We start from the raw sequence: 16,586 nt of genomic DNA on the forward strand, positions 1-16,586 counted from the left end.
AGCAGCGGCTGCAATGCCTTCCACAATTCGTTGTTGATCTTCTTTCGTGCCATGCCACCGCTAACGTCCATCAGGCGCCGTTCGATGACACGGTTTTGTTAGCCGCTCTAAGTGGCTTCGACAACTTACGCGTCATGCATTTGCAAGATATGGCGCGCCATATCAACGCCAAATTCGAATCAGAGTCCCTACTGCATGTGGGCGAAGTTCGGGTATACGGAGAGCGCGATGAGGAATGCGCGGTAGACTTGGCTGCCGGCATGAGAGATCCTCGTCGAGCAATGTACCTGCACTACGGCTTACGTATCAAACGGTCTACGATGCGCGGCAAAGACCAACTCCTATCGGTGGAAGCACTGGTAGAACGATTGAAAGCGGAATATGCTGACGTGGCGGACCTGTTTGAAGCCGAGTCGGGAATCTCTCTGGCCAGCTATTGCGACGGCATGCTGGAGCTGAATGCCGCTTTGAAGAGCCGAGGCGAGTTGTCCGACGACGCATGTGCCGACAAGAAAGGACGGATCGATCCGGAAAAGGCGTCGACATTTATTGCTGTGGCACGAGGGTATGCATTTACTGATGCTGAGCTGGTGGAGGCGATCAATCCCGAATTCCTTGCTTACTTGCGACACCATCCATTCGATAGCACGGCACAGAGCGATGCCGAGCTGAAGTTTCACTATTTGTCGCGCCGGCCATTCTTGATAGGACTCGGGGTTTCCGTGCTGAGTCCGGACCTTGTCTACGATAGTTTGCTCGACAATACCCACTTCACACTGCTCGAAAACGAGGCATCGAAGCCGGCATACATGGCTCGTCGGGCGGTGCAGTTCATTGACCAGATTGCAGTCGCAGCCGCGCGCGCAGGCTATAAGGAAGCTGCGCGGGATGTCTATCTTCATGCGGGTAAGAAGCAGCTTGGTGACATCGATCTTGTCCTGCGCAACAAGAGTACTGGCCACCATCTTCTCATCGAAGCCAAGAATCACGCGTTGCCGCTTGCTGTGTACTTCAGAGCGCCGGAAGCAGTGGACGAACACGTCGAGCGTTCCCGAGACTGGGAGCGGAAAGTCGAGCGCCGGATCCAACACCTCAAGGAGCATTCGTCAGCATATGCCATTGAGGGCCCTTGGGACTACATAGTCGTTACACGAATGCCTGAACCCCTATCGCACCTGTCTCATCTGCTAATGCTTAGTCTTGATGAGTTCTCCCATTGGGTAATGCAGGAGCCACGGCCGTCACGGTTCACTGACATATACGCCAAAATGTATAGGCCTAGCGAGGCAGAAGTGTCTGTTGATGATATGCGTCAACTCCACGCTGAGCGCCTGATTCTGGCCAGACCTGCAGAAGAATAGAGAGAGCTGTCCTTTGTCGGTTTCGGCAACCGGCGCTCCTATTACTGCCAAATAGTGAACATATTGGCGAGCCCGGAAGCCGACCCCAACACGCTATAGTTTCTGCTGCTCCCCAATATCTTGTGCGTACGTCAAAGGCTGGTGGCGCAGTGTCAAGAGCCTTGGGTCTCGTGTTCTGCTGTATCTGTAGCCGATGGCCCTTTGAGATGGAACACTTCGGTATCCAGGTGGTGGAGGTCGGCGCTGCCGCGCGATATACCGAAGCGCGGAGACAGCGATCGGCGTCCGGGTGTTCCGCTCGGATGGGACAACGAAGACTCGTCCTTTCCAACGCTGCAAGAGGTTCTTCGAAGTTGGCTTTGGTGTTAGAAGCGGTGTCGCCCCCTTAGAATCTATAGGGGCGTTGTTGCATAAATCCGGGTTCGGTTGGGCTGACGTTTACGCGCAACGACTGGAACGCTGGCTCTGTTAACTTCTGACGAAGTTGCGTAGTGTCTTGGACTTTTTCCGGGACGATGCGCAAGGACAACCGACAGCAAGCCGAGCCCAAGGGGGTCTACCGCGTCAAGAACTGGGCGCAGTACAACAAGGGGCTGATAGCCCGAGGAGATGTCACGATGTGGGTCGAAGAGAGCTTGCTCGTGCCACCGGCTAAAGCCCAGTCGCCCAAGCGTGGCCACCCGCTCGTCTATACGGATGCGCTGATCCAGGGGCTGCTCGGTCTCAAGCAGGTGTTCCACCTGCCGCTGCGCGCGCTGCAAGGCTTCGCGCAGAGCTTGCGCTCCCTGGCCTTCCCAACGTTGCCAGTGCCGAACTACACGACATTGAGCCGCCGCGCGCAGAATTTGAACGTCGTGCTGCCCGCCTCGCGTACGGGCGAGCCGCTGCATCTGGTGATCGACAGCACTGGGCTGAAGCTTTACGGCGAAGGCGAGTGGAAGGTTCGCAAGCACGGTTGGTCCAAGCGACGGACCTGGCGCAAGGTCCATCTCGCCATGGACGCGAACACCGGCCAAATCTGTGCTGCGCTGATGACCCACCAGGACGTTGGCGATGGCGAAGTGTTGGCCGACCTGCTCGATCAGATCCCGGCTGATACGCCGATCAATACCATCGGAGGCGACGGCGCCTACGACAGCAAGCCGTGCCACGCGGAGATTGCCGCGCGAGGTGCACAGCCCTCGATTCCACCACGCGATGGAGCGAAGCCTTGGTCTGAAAGTACGCCGGGCGCAGCCTGGCGTAATGAGGCCATCGATGTCATTGAGAAGAGCAGTCGACGCGAATGGAAAGCCGCCAGCAGCTATCACCGGCGCTCGCTGGCCGAGACCCTGATGTACCGCCTCAAGACGCTGACGGGACACAGTCTGTGGGCACGCGAAATCGGGTCGCAGGCCGCCGAAGTGGCCATCCGTGCGGGTGTGCTCAACCGCATGGTCGCGCTCGCTCGCCCGCAATCCGTCCGTATCGCCTGAGTTCAGCATCACCGAGGACCCCTGTTTTCAATCTCGATTTATGCAACGACGCCCTGGGTCGGCTGCAGCGGACGATGGTCACGGCACAAGTTGCCGAGGCAGTTGCCCGGACCAGCGTGTGTCCCACGTGCGGAGTGCAGTTGGCTTGCAAGGGCCACCATCATCTAGTCTTTCGTAGCGCGTTCGGGAGACTGTCGATTGACAGTCCGAGGCTGTACCCCTGCCGGCATTGCCAGGGCGACGCACCGAGCTTCAGCCCCGTCGCCCGCTGTCTGCCTGAGCGCGTCAGTCCAGAACTGCAGTATCTCGAGGTCAAGTTTGCAGCGTTGATGTCGTATGGTCTGAGCGTCAACGTCCTGCAGGAAGTATTGCCGCTCGATCATGTGCTGGCAGCCAGTTCAATCCGACGCCAGGTCACCACACTCGGTCGCCGACTTGAAGCGGAACAGGCCACCGACGCCCGGCAGCAGGCGGAGGTGGCGGCGAGCGTCCGCTCGCCTGAGATCCCCGGGCCCAGTCCGATCCGCGCGGTTGGCATTGACAGCGGCTACCTGCGACGGGCCGGCCACCGGCGCCGCCAGGATGGCTGGTTTGAAGTGATCGTCGGGAAGTCCCTACGGGATCAGGATGCCGGCCATAGCTTTGCCTACGTACACAGACTGGAGCGCCGACCGGCCGATCGTATGTGGAACTTCCTGCTACGAGAAGGTGTGCAACCCAGTCAGCCTGTCACCTTCTTGTCGGACGGCGGGGATACCGTACGGTTTGCCCAGCTCGGCTTTGGTGACCGCGGTGAGTACGTTCTCGATTGGTTCCACATCGCCATGCGGGTACAGAATCTCGAACAGATGATCAAGGGCAGGCCGGCACACAGCGATGGCCCTAGCAATGCCGCGTTGATCAAGACGCTGCATGGCGCCAAGTGGCACCTGTGGCACGGTTGCCCCTTTCCAGCGTTGCGCCGCCTGGAAAGCCTGAGCTGGGATCTGGACCCTGAGGCCAGCCCCGAGGAGGGCAAACTTCTCGGCAAGCTCGAGGAGTTCATTGTCTACCTCGACAACAACCGACACTTCATCGTGAACTACGGTGACCGCTATCGGAATGGGGAACCCATTGCCTCAGGTTTTGTCGAGTCGGCTGTCAATCAGGTGATCAGCAAGCGGTTCGTCAAACGCCAGCAGATGGCCTGGCGGCCTCGACACGCGCACAACCTGCTGCAAATCCGGACGGCCGTACTCAATAACCAGTTCCGGTTTTACGTTGAACGATGGTATCCGTCCATCGCCCGGGACGAAAACCACCGCCTTGCCGCTTAGTCGGCCCCCGTTTTGGCGCGGTCTCCTGGATTGGCTCGCCGGGGGGGCAGCCACGCGGAGCGGCGAGCTTGTGGTGACAGCGCGTGGCCTGCCAATTCCTACAGGCGGCTTGCAAACCTACTTATCGATTTCGCGGCGCACTCGCTATCCGATCGCTTTTGGGGCCATCGGTAGTCTCACAGCCGGCCGAAATCGGCGAATTCATGAAGAGCCTAGGGAAGTACGAAGCAACGGACTGCCGCTCTGCACAAGGAGGGCGACTAGCAGGTGTGTCAGGAAGAGCGTCTAGTAAGAAAGTCATAACGGCGCCTCCATTACGAAGCAAGCGCCGCCGATACGCGATTTGTCCGAAACGTACGGGCTTCTATACAGTGATGACCCAAATGTATTCCCGCCAACCGGAAACCTCCTGAGGTTAAGGGCCCAGGTGCTGCGTTGACCAGTCAGGTATGGCCGCGTCCTGCCTTACGCCGGTCGCCGGAAGAAGAACATCGGGGCCGTGCCTTCACCGCGCTGGAACTGACCAATTTTTGCCTGAGTCGAGAACATCTGATGGGAGCAGTCCGCCCGTAACGTGGCAATCTATATGAAGGCTCCCGGTTGCGCTAGGTTTTCACTTGTTCAAATACTGCAACTCGGATTAAGTCAGCGTGAAGCCGATTTGAACGGTGAGCGCCATGTTGGAGATTGGGGTTCGTACAGGGTTGGGACGTCGAATGGTTGCGTGGATAATCGAGTGTGATACGTGCTAGTAGGATCGGGCAGCGCCAAGCCTGTGGCGTAATATAAGCTTTGGGCTTGACGAGTGAAGTGCGGGGCAGCGCATTTCATAGGGACCAGCAGCGATGTTACCGGCTGTAAATAGGCCGGATATGGTTAGACGAACAGATCGCTCCTACAGTGCGAAAAAGCACGCTGATTCCGTCGGTGGCATCGCGGTTATCGTCGACGATCATAACCTGTAGTCCGGAAAACTCTGTAACGGTATGGCTAATCTGCTCGCCGCCGAAGGGAAATTGGTCAAGCATTAGCCATAGCTGATGGGATACTGTCCCCGAGTCAGTGGCTGTCTTCCAGGAGCCGCGAGACGGCGGCAAGGATCTCGGACGGCAAACAAGGCTTCTCGAAGACGGCATCAAACAAGTGTGGATGCCGACGCCCGATGTCCGCTTGCGCTGCCGTCAAGAGGATCACCGGGATAGCGGCGGTATCCACCTCAGATTGGAGCTTCTGCGCGAGCTCCAACCCCGTCATCACGGGCATCATAAAATCCGTGATCACTAAATCAGGATGAGATTCGGCAATCAAGCGAAGACCCGCCTCGCCATCGGCGGCCGTTCGTACGGTCAGCCCCACTGCTGATAGCATGAACGCCAGCGCATCGGCATTCATTGTCTCATCGTCAACGACAACAACTGTTGCCATGATTCAGGACTCGCTGGATGTCTGAGCGTCGGTTGATACAACAGAACTCCGATCACCGCCCCCTGGCAGGATCAATCGGTTCGCCACCTGCAAGCCACCGTCGCCGATGACGACATCATGGAAAGCGGTGTCGAAGGCGCTATCGCGCATTTTTACCACGCCAATAAACCGACGCAGCTCTCCGCCTATGCCCGCCTGGCGTAGAAGTACGAGATTGTCCATGAGGCTGGTGAACTCAGGGAGAGGGTCGGTGCCGGCAAGTCCGTCGAGATCCCGCATCTCGAGGCTCGAGATGGTTGATACGCCTTGACCTCGTAGTTCATTGGCAAGGGCGGTGTAGAACTCGATGAGGCGTTGCGGGTAGACCGCAGCTCGCTGAAATCCTGTCATGCCGTCGATGAAGAGGCGGTGGACGCGGCGATCGTTGACGGTCTTGAGAAGCTGGTTCCCCAGGGAATCCAGTAAGTTCTCCGTCATCGGATTCCAGAGAATAACCAGTGCCCCCGATCGCTCCAAACCTTCGACATCGATGCCCAATGCTCGGCCCTTGGCCCTCAGGCGCTGCGGCGACTCATAAAATCCGAAGAAAAGTGCGGGTTTCTCGGGTGTGGCGAGGCTCAGGAAGTTCAGTCCAAATGTCGTCTTTCCGCTTCCTGCAGGCCCGATCAGAAGAGTGACGGACGCAGGTGGAAGTCCGCCGCCGATGAGTTGACCGAGGCCGTGCACGCCAACCTCGACGCGATCCTGTTCCAGCCATTCTTCCGCTGACGGTGTGCCAAGGAGCGCCTCCAGTCGCGGATAAACATCGATGCCGACATCGGATATTCTGTACTGATGCAGTCCTCCCAGCGCTGCACTGCCGCGGGATTTTGAAATACGTAGCTGCCGTACAGTCCGGATGCCAGCCAATTCCTCCTTGAGTTGGATGACACCGTCCACCATGGTGTGTTCAGGGCTGACATCATCGATGCGGGCACTGGTGAGGAACAGAACAGTGCAGCCGGTAAACGCGGCATGACTTTGAAGTTCTGCGACAAACGCTTTTACGTCCAATGCGGACTCAGCCTTGTCCCTTGCAATCAGCAAGCCGTCCAGAACGAGTGTGGTGCAACTATGGCGTGCCAATTCGCTGCGCAACGCAGTAACGAGAGCGGCGAGCCCTTCTTCCTGAAGCACCTTGAACAGGCTGATGTAGAGGATATCGCGCCCAACGGCTGCCGCATCGTAAAAATCGAATGTGGCCAAAGCCTGAAACAATCGGTCGTGAGATTCGGCGAGAAGGGTCACATATAGGATCCTTCCGCCGTTGTTCGCCTGGTGGAAAGCAATCTGGTTAGCCAGAATGGTCTTGCCGGCGCCGGGGCTGCCTTGGATGATATAAGAGGCACCCTGTACCAAGCCGCCACACAGGACAGTGTCGAGGCCGACCACGCCGCTTTGCACGCGAACAAGCTGTTTTGTCATAATTGGCTCAAGGCAGAAGGGAGCGGCGCTGTCAGGCCGGTTGGTATGCAACGATACCCAATCGAGTCTATGCCACTCGAGCCCGAACTATTGTAAGCGATTTGTACTCTCATCGCCGACAAGCGAAGACCGTATTTGCTCTGCGCGCGAATGGGGCTGGCCTAGGCGTGGGTTGCTGAGAAACGCTTGCATAACCAGCTCACCGGAGTATGGATCAGTGGCAACTGGCGCCATAGTGTGGCTGCGTCCCAGAAGTCATGATGATCCGCAACGGAGCCATGCTGATCGAAGCGGAGATGGGTGCAGCCGGGGACGGAGAAGGCATGCTGACGCACTTTCCCGGTAAATGTCCAAGCTATGAAAGCTTCGGCGCCGCCGGTCATTTGTGTGCTGATCGCGAAATGCGGATGCTCTACGGTCTCGAACATATGCTCAAAGATTGCCCGGATGGCAGTGATTCCATAGACGTCGTTAAATGGATCTCGAAAACGCGCCCCCCGCGCGTAATGGTGCGCTATGCTTTCGAGCGATGTGGGAGACAGCGTGTCGTACCACGTTAGTAGTGCGGTTAGCTGGACGGTTTGGACGGCATGTTGATTGTGTGGCATGTCGGATCAGAACAAATTATGAAGCGCCGGTGAGACGTTGTAGTAGCCCAAGGCTTAAGCGGTACGGTAGGAGGCTGATGAGACGGACCAAGCGCGTAAAACGTTGCGGGAAAGCTATCTCGAAGCGCCCCCGCGCAAGCCCTCTGAGTATCTGTTGTGCCGCCTCCTCTGGTGTGATGAGGGCGGGCATGCGGAAGGTATTGCGCGCCGTGAGGCGGGATTTGACGAACCCCGGATTGATTAGGTAGACGCCCAGTCCATGCGCGTGGAGTTCCGCGTACAGCAACTCCGCCAAATTAATGAGGGCCGCCTTCGAGGGGCCATAGAGCGTGGCACTCGGTAAGCCGACGTAGCCGGCGACGCTTGCCACAATAGCGAGGCCACCCGAGCGCCGCAAAAGCATCTGAGGCAGGACAGCGCTCAATCCGTAGTAGACGCCACAGACGTTCGTTTCTATCGTGTCGTGAGCCTCCCGTGCACTCAACTCCCAAGGCCGCAGAGGACGGTATTCGGCTGCACAGAAGACTACTAAATCTACCCCTTCCCAGGCTTCGCACAGCGCGTCGTGAGTCGCTGTCCAGTCTTTCGGTTGGCTCACATCCATGGTGAGCACGACACCTTTTGGATGGCCTTCGACCACAGCGAGCAAAGCTGCGGGGCGACGTGCCGAAACGGCGACCCATGCGCCCTTCTCAAGCAGTGCCCTGGCAAGCGCTGCCCCTATGCCGCTTGACGCTCCCACCAGCCAGACGCGCTTCCCGTGCCAATCGCGCAGTCGCGGGTTAAGGTGCAGATCGACGGCCACGCTCGTGCACCTACGGAGCCAGGCGGCGGAAGACCAGCGTCACCTGTCCGACCTCGAAGCCAAACTTTGTGACGCGGGCGCGGTTGATCATCGTCTGGGGGTCGATGAGCACCATCATGTCATCGAATTGCACGTCGGACACCTTTCCCTCGACCGGCAACTGCAGGGTATAGCGCCACCGGAGGACATTGCCGGCAGATTCTCCTATAGCCATGCCAACGATATCGGGCGCGTTCCCTCGCCACGTGCCGTCCGGCTGACGTTTGAGTGTCCAAGTACGTTCTTGCGACGTGCCGTCGCTGTAGCGAAACGCTTCGTGCAGGACAAACTGTTCCTGTGACATGTGGCCGTCGAGCGCTACGTGGAATCGTTTGACGATCTCACCATTGCGTTTCTGGAACATTCCCCATGCTTCGGTCTTACCTGCAAAGAACTGAGTCACGTCCAGGACTGGGCGCTCATGGGTGTACAGGCTGACTTCTGGCGTGGTGCATGCTGTGCCGAGTGTCGTAGCGGCGCCAAAAATTAGAGCGACGAGCGGTCTCATCGAACTTTCTCCGTGATTGAGTCCAGCGGCATGCGCAATGCGGAGAGCGCCCCAAACTTGAGCAAGCAGGGAAGGCCAGCGTAGGTAAGGGCGAGTACCACGCCGGGGGTACCAGTGGCGGGGGAGCCTGGTCGGTAGCCGAGCCAGTCGAGTCCCGGCAGTGTCAGTGCCGAGAGAGCCAGGCAGAGCTTGCCAATCAAGGTCCAGATACCGACATAGGTACCGGGACCCTCACCGTCAGGTATGCATTGGGCCAGCAGGACAGGCGGTAACGCAAGATCTGCCCCGAGTGCAAATCCACATCCGATGCAGACTAGGAGGAACGCGACCAAGTCACCGGGGCCCAGCGTAGCGCCCCACACAAACGCTGCGATCGCCAGCCCCATTGCGGCGCGCCACGCGCCCTGGGGACCGACGCGCCTGGATATCCGAACCCAGAGCGGCAGCCCCAAGGCGGCCGCCAAAAAGTATAAAGCAAGACTGGGTGCAACCCATTTTATTGCGACCAGCCGGTCTTCGATAAAGAAGACTGCCAAGGAGGCGGGTATTGCGACAGACAGTCCGTTCAGGAAATAGGGCACAAGAAGCATGCGGAATGAACGGTTGTCGCGCAAGGTTCTCCATACGCTCACGATGGCAGGGCGGAAACCGCTGCGGTGGGACTGGCTGGTCTGCGAAGTCGACATCGTCTGCCAGGGCGGGGCGAAGCGCAGCACCCAAATCGCGCCGATCAGTAGAATGCCGAAGAGTGCGATGAACGGGACTATGGCGTTCTGAGGCGCCCTGTCCTCACTCGCGAGCAGCCAGGCGGGTCCCGCACTGGCAATGAGCACACCCAAGACGCCAGCACCTTCGCGCCATGCCGCCGCGCGGGTCAACACGTCGCTATCGTGCCCCAACCTCGAGCCCCATGCGAGGTAAGCGACGTTAATAAAACTGTGTGCAGCGTAGACAGCGACCAGCGCTGCGGCAAACCAGGCGGCCAATGCCATGCCCGAGACCGGTGGCATCCATAAAGCCGCAAACGCTGCGACGAGGCACAGGGCACTGGTCCACAAGGCAGAGAGCAGACGGCGGCTGCCAGCCAGTCTATCTGCCCAACGCCCGAGTAATGGATCTTGTGCGGTATCGACAATACGGGTGAGAAACAGAATAAGACCAGCCGTGGACAAAGGCATACCAAGCCGAGACGTGTAATAGGCAGGTGCCTGGACATATATGGGTAGCGCCACCATGGCGAGCGGGAGTCCCAAGGCACCGTAAGCGGCGAGGTGAGCGAGGCGTGCGGTCATCGATCGAGTCCAAGGAGTTTCCGGCGCAATCCCGGGTCCCGAGTCGACGGACCTAGCCAGATGGAAAAGAACGCGTGGGCAAGCACCGGATCGTCGATCTGGCCAGTTTCGCGGTCGTTGGCGTAGAAGCGCGCGCCCTGCGCCGGTGAGTACACCCCAGTTAATTGATCACCCGCGCGCACGTCGACCAGTACGCGTGAAAGAGCCTGGCGCCACTGGTCAATGGTGCTTTTGAACAAGGAACTGTGGATACGCTGGATTTCCTCCATGCTGGTATCTACCAGGCGTTGCCCACGGATGTCTCGCGCATAGGTGAGGCGTAGGGCGAACGGCGCGTCGAGCACGTCCCTGGATCGTGGGAGTTGGGCGGTTGGCCCCTCCAGAGCTGCGCGTCATAGATGCGCATCCCCAGCCAGCGGTAATCTCCCTGGCCGATCATATACGCCTGCCACGGGTCGGCCGCGATGCCAGGCAGTGATGTCAGTGCAAATATCAAGGCTGCTGCCGGGTGCCGTGCCATGCTAGTTCCTGCGTGCGAGAAGGAACTGCATGACGTCGGTGCGTCCTGCGTCGAATCCGACCTCGCAATAACACAGATAAAGCCGCCACATGCGTATGAATGCGTCGTCGAAACCGAGTGCCAGAATCGCTCCCATTTGGGCCTCGAATTGCTCGCGCCATCTCCGAAGGGTTTCGGCGTAGTCTCTGCCGAAGTCCAATACCTTACGGCTGGAGAATCCAGATCTGCCGGCGGCTTGGGCAAATCGCTCGGGGCTTGGAAGCATTCCGCCAGGAAAGATGTACTCGCGGATAAAGTCGCTGCTACTCCGATAGGCATTGAAGCGTGCGTCATCGATTGTGATCGACTGCACCACGGCCTGGCCTCCCGGGCGGAGCCTCCGAGATATCTGGTCGAAAAAGGTGGGCCAGTAGGCCTCTCCCACCGCTTCGAACATTTCGATGGACACGATGGCATCGTAAGTGCCCTCCAGATCGCGATAATCACGCAACTCAAGCTTGACGCGGTCGGTACAGCCAGCCTGTGCAATGCGTGCCTGGGCCTTTGCAAGCTGGGCGGCGGAGATCGTGATGCCGTATACATTCACTCCACGTCTGGCCGCGTGCAATGCAAAACCGCCCCAGCCGCACCCAATCTCGAGAACGTGCATGCCCGGCTTAAGCCTGAGCACGTCGCAGATGTGTGCGTATTTGGCTTCCTGTGCCTCTGCCAGGGGCCGATCACTGTCACCGTCGAAGTGTGCGGCGGAATAGCTCCAAGTCTCGTCGAGCCACAGGGCATAAAAGGGATTGCCTAGATCGTAGTGAGCGTGGATATTGCGCCGGCTGCCGCCGCGCGTGTTTCTGCGAAGAAGATGTCGCAGTTGATACCAGCGGCGGCTCAGCCATGCGCCATGAATGGCGCCTGACAAAGCTGCTTCATTGTCAAGGGCCACGCGCAACACGGCGCCCAAATCGGGGGTGTCGACCCACCCGGCACGGTACGCCTCTGCAAAACCGATGTCGCCTGCGCGCAGAATCGCTTCGCACGCACGCCAGTCCAGCAGCATCAGCCGAGCCCCCGGCGCTTCATGCGGATCGCCGTAGATCGTCTCCTCCCCGTCCGGACGTAGCAGCACCAGGTGGCCCACGGCCACGCGCTTGAGCGCGGCCAGGAACAGCCGGGCAAACAGGGATGTCCGGGACGACAGCAGGGCGGGGATACAAGGTTGTAGCAGTGCACGCTGGCTGGAAGACAGGCGGTTCATATGCGCGGGTAGTGCCGGACAGAGATGGGATTAACGGACGGGCGGTACCGAAGGCGGATGCTTTCCGTGGAAGGGAACTGACATCCGCCACAGACGCAAGGCCTGCCAGTGAATGCGTACGATGACGGCGATCGCGGCCCAGGGTTGGCAAGCCAAGACAGATAGCATGCGATTCAAGGTGAGCGACGCCTTGCGGCCACCGATCGAGGTGCGAAGCACAAGGCCTTGGTCGTCGTAGTAGTCAATGCCGACATACGCGGCGCCTTCCGTTTCGCGCACCTGAAAGGCGTAGTAACCCTGCACATCGTTGAAGGGCGACACGTGGAGGCGTTTGCGGGTGGCGAGAACTGTCGCCGATTGGATGGCACCAAGGTCCGGTGCTGTCACCAGATAGGCGTGGTGCTCTCCGAACGTGTTGTTGACTTCGGCAACGAGCGCGCGTAACGCACCGGTTCGGTCATAGCAATACCAGAAGCTGACCGGGTTGAAGACGTAACCAAAGATGCGCGGCGTAGTCTGCAACCAGATCGTTCCGTCGTCTGGTAGCCCCAGGGCAGCGAGACGTGGACGAATCCATTGGCTGAGACTGGTGCCATCACGAGCTCCGTGGTCACGCGTATACAGGCTGATCAGCCGCTTGCGGTCGACGCCGAACCACCAGCGCTGCAGGGCCGGCAACGTGTCGATGTCGACACGCAGGCAAAAAACGGAATACACGAACCGGTTGTGCGCTGGGCGCAGGCGGTCGTGCATGACGCGGCAGCGCAGAAGCAGGGCGGCGGGATTCATAGTCGTGACCAAGCCGGCAAGGCGCCAAAATCGCGGGCCACTCTAAGGGCGGACTTCAAGCCATCTTCGTGAAATCCGTATCCTGTCCAAGCGCCGGCGTACCAGGTCCGTCGTTCGCCTTGCAGGGCAGGCAATCGCTCCTGCGCTGCAATGGCCGCGAGGTCAAAGAGTGGATGGTCGTAGTGAAAGCGCCGCAGCTCCGTACCGGGCGCAGGCTCCCGGAATGCGTTGAGCGTCACCACGACGGGCGTGCGGAACGGCAGTGGCTGCAACTGGTTGAGAAGGTAGCTTACGCACACCGCACGTTGAGCGTCACTATGGCGGCGGCCGAGGTAGTTCCAGGCTGACCATACGCGCGGACGGCGGGGCAGGAGCGTCGCATCGGTGTGCAAGGTCGCGACATTAGGCGCGTAGCGCACGCTGGCAAGCACCTCACGTTCGGCTGCTGTTGCATCGGCCAGCATTCGCAGGGTGTCCGGCGCGTGCGAGGCAAAGACAATGGCGTCAAAACGTGAGGTTCCTTCGTCAGTCATGACGGTCACACCCTCTTCATCCCGGCGCACAGCGTGCACGGTAACGCCCAGTCGGATGTCATCGAGATGGGTGGCGATGCGCCTGACGTATTCTCGCGCGCCCCCAGCTACCGTGCGCCACTGAGGGCGGTTGCGAACCTGCAGAAGCGCATGATTCAAGCAAAAGCGCAGGAACGTGGTGGCTGGGAAGCGCAGCACATCGGCCGTCGCGCACGACCAGATGGCGGAGGCCATGGGGAGCAAGTAATGCTGACGAAAGGGATGACCGTATTGGCCAGCCTCTAACAAGTCGCCCAATGAGCAACCGCTGCGCTCGGCGAGCGCCAGATGAATCTGCGCTGCACTGTTGAAGCGCACAATGTCCCGGAGCATCCCAAGAAAGGTCGGTGAGAAGACGTTGCGTCGTTGCGCAAACACGGTGCTCAAATTGGTGCCGGCCCATTCAAGACGCCCCTCATCTAGCGAGACCGCAAAAGACATATCGCTCGTATGAGAGCGCACACTCAGCGCCTCGAACATCGCGATCAGATTCGGGTATGTGCGGTCGTTGAACACGAGGAATCCCGTGTCGACGGGACAACTGCGGCCGTCGAGGGCGACGTCGACCGTATTGGTATGCCCGCCCAGATACGTGCCAGCCTCGAAAAGCGTGACGGCGTGATCCCGCGATAGCAGCCAAGCGCTCACCAAGCCTGAGATCCCGGCGCCTACAACGGCAATCCGCAAGCCATTTTGAGTGACTGAATATGCGCTCACGCGGCACCTTTCTGATTTTTTACGCAGTTGTTGATGCGCCTTGGATCCGGAGTGCTACCATACGATTACCGTCTTGGAAATAAGATTACTGCACAGTAACGAAATTTACAAATGGGTATTTTTGGCAAGCTCAGCTTCAAGGACCAGACCTTCCGCTTGCGCGAGGACGCGATCTTGGACGCGACTACGCGCGTCCTGGCGAGCAAGGGGTTCGACCTGATGACGATGGACGATGTCGCCAGCGAGGTGGGAATCTCGAAGCCCATCCTCTACAAGCATTTCAAGTCCAAGGATGACCTTGTAGGCGCTGCCATGATTCGGCTAATCGAAGGAGCCCTCGATTTTCTGGAGCGTCTACCTCAGGAGGAAACGGCGATGGGTCGCCTGCGTGCGCTCTTGGCGTGGGCGCTACGTGTACGCCTGGAAGGCGGACTGCCGTTCCTGCCTTCGACCAGCCCGCACGTACGCGACATGCTGACGCGAAATCTTCGCTATGTGACACGCGTACTGAAGCTCAATGGCATCCTGAAGGGTCTTGTGGGAGAGGCAAAGAAGACCGGCGAACTGGACGGCGAGCTTCCCGACGACGTCATTCTTTTTTCCTATTACTCGCGTACTTGCGATCCTGCGGTTGAGTACCTGCGCCTATACGGCAAGATGGACGACCAGCAGATCGTCGCCTATATGCTCGACGTGTGTTTCCGTGGCATTGCCGTGCGTCCGTAGTTAGTAGTTAGTAGTTAGTAGTTAGTAGTTAGTAGTTAGTAGTTAGTAGTTAGTAGTTAGTAGTTAGTAGTTAGTAGTTAGTAGTTAGTAGTTAGTAGTTAGTAGTTAGTAGTGGGGTAATCGTTCGAAACGTGCAAAATGTAATGGTGACTGCCCCGGAAAGCCGCTTCCAGCAACGCTTTCCGTTACGCTTCGTTTGGGACATTGCTTCTCCTGCAAGCCCTTGGATTACCCCCGTTTTGGGAGCCCAACCGTACAATCCGGGGAAGGGCGGTAAGCCTTCGAATTGGAGGGAAAGTCCGCACGCATTCTGGAAATTCTGGAAAGCGAAGAGCCGGATTTGGACGCCTGAGAAACCGTTGCCCCACACCGCAGGCCGATCTTGATCTTGCTACGGGGCCAGGCCCCTGCGACATGGATGGGAGTTTCCCGCAATGGCATGGAACGGTGCGGCAGTGCCTAATGACTCGATGCCGGTTGCGGCCAAGGTGGCGCTGCTGCGCAACCCAAAGCGGTCGCTTGCGCCGGATACGCATGGCAAGGGCCTAGTTGGCCGATTAGTAGACTTTCGTCATTGCGAGCCACATGCTGGCTGTGTGGAAATTTTGAGCTCGGTCCGAGAATCAGGGAGCCGGATTTACAGCCGCAGCGTCGACTGTGAGAGCATCCGGAACATCAACCTGCCTGATCCCGATGCTTCGGACAGCCAGTAGAGCGCCTGGAAACGCAGCACCGTTAAGGTCGTCCTGGCGAATGTTTGTGCCTTGAACGTGAAAATTCACAGTCAAGCTCCACAGCCCGCGGTGGATGCCATGGTGCCGAAGCAAGATGGTAGTGAGCTCCAGCGGGCTGTTCTCAAAGGTGGCTAGCGGCATGGTGGAGCCCTGTAAGTTCTCGGGAGCGAGCAAGTCTCTGCGTTACGCGCGTTCTTGGCCTTCGGTTGCCTCCGCCCATGGGTCGTCGCTGTGAAGCAGTGCAAAATCATCAGGGAACAGCCCGCGAAAGGGCGGGGGGTATTGAAATGCCAGCACCGGTTCCAGTTTCCGCTGGTCGGTTACGACAAACACCTCAATGAGACGGCGTTGGCCGATGTAGTCCCGAGCATGAATATAGTAGTACCTGACGTCCTGCCAGACTAACGATTCTGCAATGTACGGCCCGACGATCCCCGGGACCAGGCTGAAGGCCTTGAATTGCTCCAACGCTTGGTTGACATACTCGGCTTCGGATAACTCAGGTCCCATGGCCGCTGCCGTGAGCCTCAGACGTCTGGCTTTCGTCATATTGTGATGTAAGGCGCCGTTGGAAAGCTGCCTTCATTATTACGGCGACACCCTGACGTGACAAGCCCACACGCCCGTGCGATGGGTTCTCTGGCCCGAAGGGATGCAGCTCGGCCGCTACCCCGTCAGCTTCTCTGTGTCAATGCGCTTGGCGCGGCAGATGCACCAGAACGGAACCGAGTCGGTGGCGATAAGGGGCCGGCAGCGTGCTCGACGCCGCCTATGAGGCCGGTGCGGGCTGGGGGCATCAGACCGAAACTGTTACCTGGGTCCGGCACTTTTCTGAGGAGGCATTTGCCGGGGTTCTCCAACGGAAGTTATTGACGGTGTCTGTTAAGGATTGTTTGATGCCTGCCCTCGACTGCAAGACAGTGAGCGGCGGTGGCGCCTGTGGGCAGGCGTCGAACAATCCTCGGGGGAGGAAACCGCGGGATGCAGCG

General features: G+C 58.8%; 14 protein-coding genes and 1 pseudogene. 4 read left to right on the forward strand and 11 right to left on the reverse strand.

The window, feature by feature from the left end; translation table 11 throughout:
* The 3 genes and pseudogenes from KHO41_RS39395 to KHO41_RS39405 all read left to right on the forward strand — a co-directional run.
* On the forward strand, positions 1 to 1,361 hold a 1,361-nt coding region (locus KHO41_RS39395; RefSeq protein ID WP_211958619.1), incomplete at its 5' end, for a hypothetical protein.
* A 515-nt stretch (positions 1,362 to 1,876) separates the two neighbouring features.
* Entirely contained in the window at positions 1,877 to 2,836 is a 960-nt protein-coding gene (locus KHO41_RS39400) for an IS5 family transposase (RefSeq protein ID WP_211958620.1), read from the forward strand.
* Positions 2,800 to 4,152, forward strand: a pseudogene (locus KHO41_RS39405) (ISKra4 family transposase); the annotation flags it as partial. The gene KHO41_RS39400 and the pseudogene KHO41_RS39405, both read left to right, overlap by 37 nt.
* A 1,059-nt stretch (positions 4,153 to 5,211) precedes the next feature.
* Here KHO41_RS39405 and KHO41_RS39410 read toward each other — a convergent pair.
* The 10 genes from KHO41_RS39410 to KHO41_RS39455 all read right to left on the reverse strand — a co-directional run bounded on the left by KHO41_RS39410 (position 5,212) and on the right by KHO41_RS39455 (position 14,137).
* Positions 5,212 to 5,577: a response regulator gene (locus KHO41_RS39410; RefSeq protein ID WP_211958621.1), complete on the reverse strand. Its 366-nt coding sequence runs from the start codon at positions 5,575 to 5,577 to the stop codon at positions 5,212 to 5,214.
* 3 nt (positions 5,578 to 5,580) lie between these two features.
* Positions 5,581 to 7,041, reverse strand: a complete 1,461-nt coding sequence (locus tag KHO41_RS39415) for an ATPase domain-containing protein (RefSeq protein WP_211958622.1) — start codon at positions 7,039 to 7,041, stop codon at positions 5,581 to 5,583.
* A 161-nt stretch (positions 7,042 to 7,202) separates the two neighbouring features.
* Entirely contained in the window at positions 7,203 to 7,649 is a 447-nt protein-coding gene (locus KHO41_RS39420; protein ID WP_211958623.1) for a nuclear transport factor 2 family protein, read from the reverse strand.
* A 16-nt stretch (positions 7,650 to 7,665) separates the two neighbouring features.
* Positions 7,666 to 8,454: an SDR family NAD(P)-dependent oxidoreductase gene (locus KHO41_RS39425; RefSeq protein ID WP_211958624.1), complete on the reverse strand. Its 789-nt coding sequence runs from the start codon at positions 8,452 to 8,454 to the stop codon at positions 7,666 to 7,668.
* Between the two features lie 10 nt (positions 8,455 to 8,464).
* On the reverse strand, positions 8,465 to 9,001 hold the full coding sequence (locus KHO41_RS39430) for a DUF3833 domain-containing protein (RefSeq protein ID WP_211958625.1): 537 nt from the start codon (positions 8,999 to 9,001) through the stop codon (positions 8,465 to 8,467).
* Positions 8,998 to 10,293 (reverse strand): MFS transporter, encoded by a 1,296-nt coding sequence (locus KHO41_RS39435; protein ID WP_211958626.1) that lies wholly within the window; start codon positions 10,291 to 10,293, stop codon positions 8,998 to 9,000. Before KHO41_RS39435 ends, KHO41_RS39430 begins: the two co-directional genes overlap by 4 nt.
* Positions 10,290 to 10,637 (reverse strand): chalcone isomerase family protein, encoded by a 348-nt coding sequence (locus tag KHO41_RS39440; protein WP_211958627.1) that lies wholly within the window; start codon positions 10,635 to 10,637, stop codon positions 10,290 to 10,292. Before KHO41_RS39440 ends, KHO41_RS39435 begins: the two co-directional genes overlap by 4 nt.
* 177 nt (positions 10,638 to 10,814) lie before the next feature.
* Positions 10,815 to 12,059 carry an SAM-dependent methyltransferase gene (locus tag KHO41_RS39445; protein ID WP_211958628.1) on the reverse strand — a complete coding sequence of 415 codons (1,245 nt, stop codon included), beginning with the start codon at positions 12,057 to 12,059 and terminating at the stop codon, positions 10,815 to 10,817.
* A gap of 30 nt (positions 12,060 to 12,089) precedes the next feature.
* Positions 12,090 to 12,848, reverse strand: coding sequence for a DUF1365 domain-containing protein (locus KHO41_RS39450; protein WP_211958629.1), 759 nt, complete (start codon positions 12,846 to 12,848; stop codon positions 12,090 to 12,092).
* Complete coding sequence (locus KHO41_RS39455; protein WP_211958630.1) at positions 12,845 to 14,137, reverse strand: NAD(P)/FAD-dependent oxidoreductase; 1,293 nt, start codon at positions 14,135 to 14,137, stop codon at positions 12,845 to 12,847. The genes KHO41_RS39450 and KHO41_RS39455 overlap by 4 nt, the downstream gene beginning before the upstream one ends.
* Before the next feature lie 111 nt (positions 14,138 to 14,248).
* On the opposite strand from KHO41_RS39455, the gene KHO41_RS39460 reads away from it, so the two are divergent.
* The gene (locus tag KHO41_RS39460) at positions 14,249 to 14,863 is read left to right on the forward strand and encodes a TetR/AcrR family transcriptional regulator (RefSeq protein ID WP_211958631.1); all 615 of its coding nucleotides are present in this window, start codon (positions 14,249 to 14,251) and stop codon (positions 14,861 to 14,863) included.
* Between the two features lie 917 nt (positions 14,864 to 15,780).
* Here the strand turns inward: KHO41_RS39460 and KHO41_RS39465 are convergent.
* Positions 15,781 to 16,107, reverse strand: a complete 327-nt coding sequence (locus KHO41_RS39465; RefSeq protein ID WP_244874246.1) for a hypothetical protein — start codon at positions 16,105 to 16,107, stop codon at positions 15,781 to 15,783.
* Positions 16,108 to 16,586: the final 479 nt, after the last annotated feature.

Source organism: Cupriavidus numazuensis (assembly GCF_905397435.1).
Taxonomy (GTDB): Bacteria; Pseudomonadota; Gammaproteobacteria; order Burkholderiales; family Burkholderiaceae; genus Cupriavidus; species Cupriavidus numazuensis.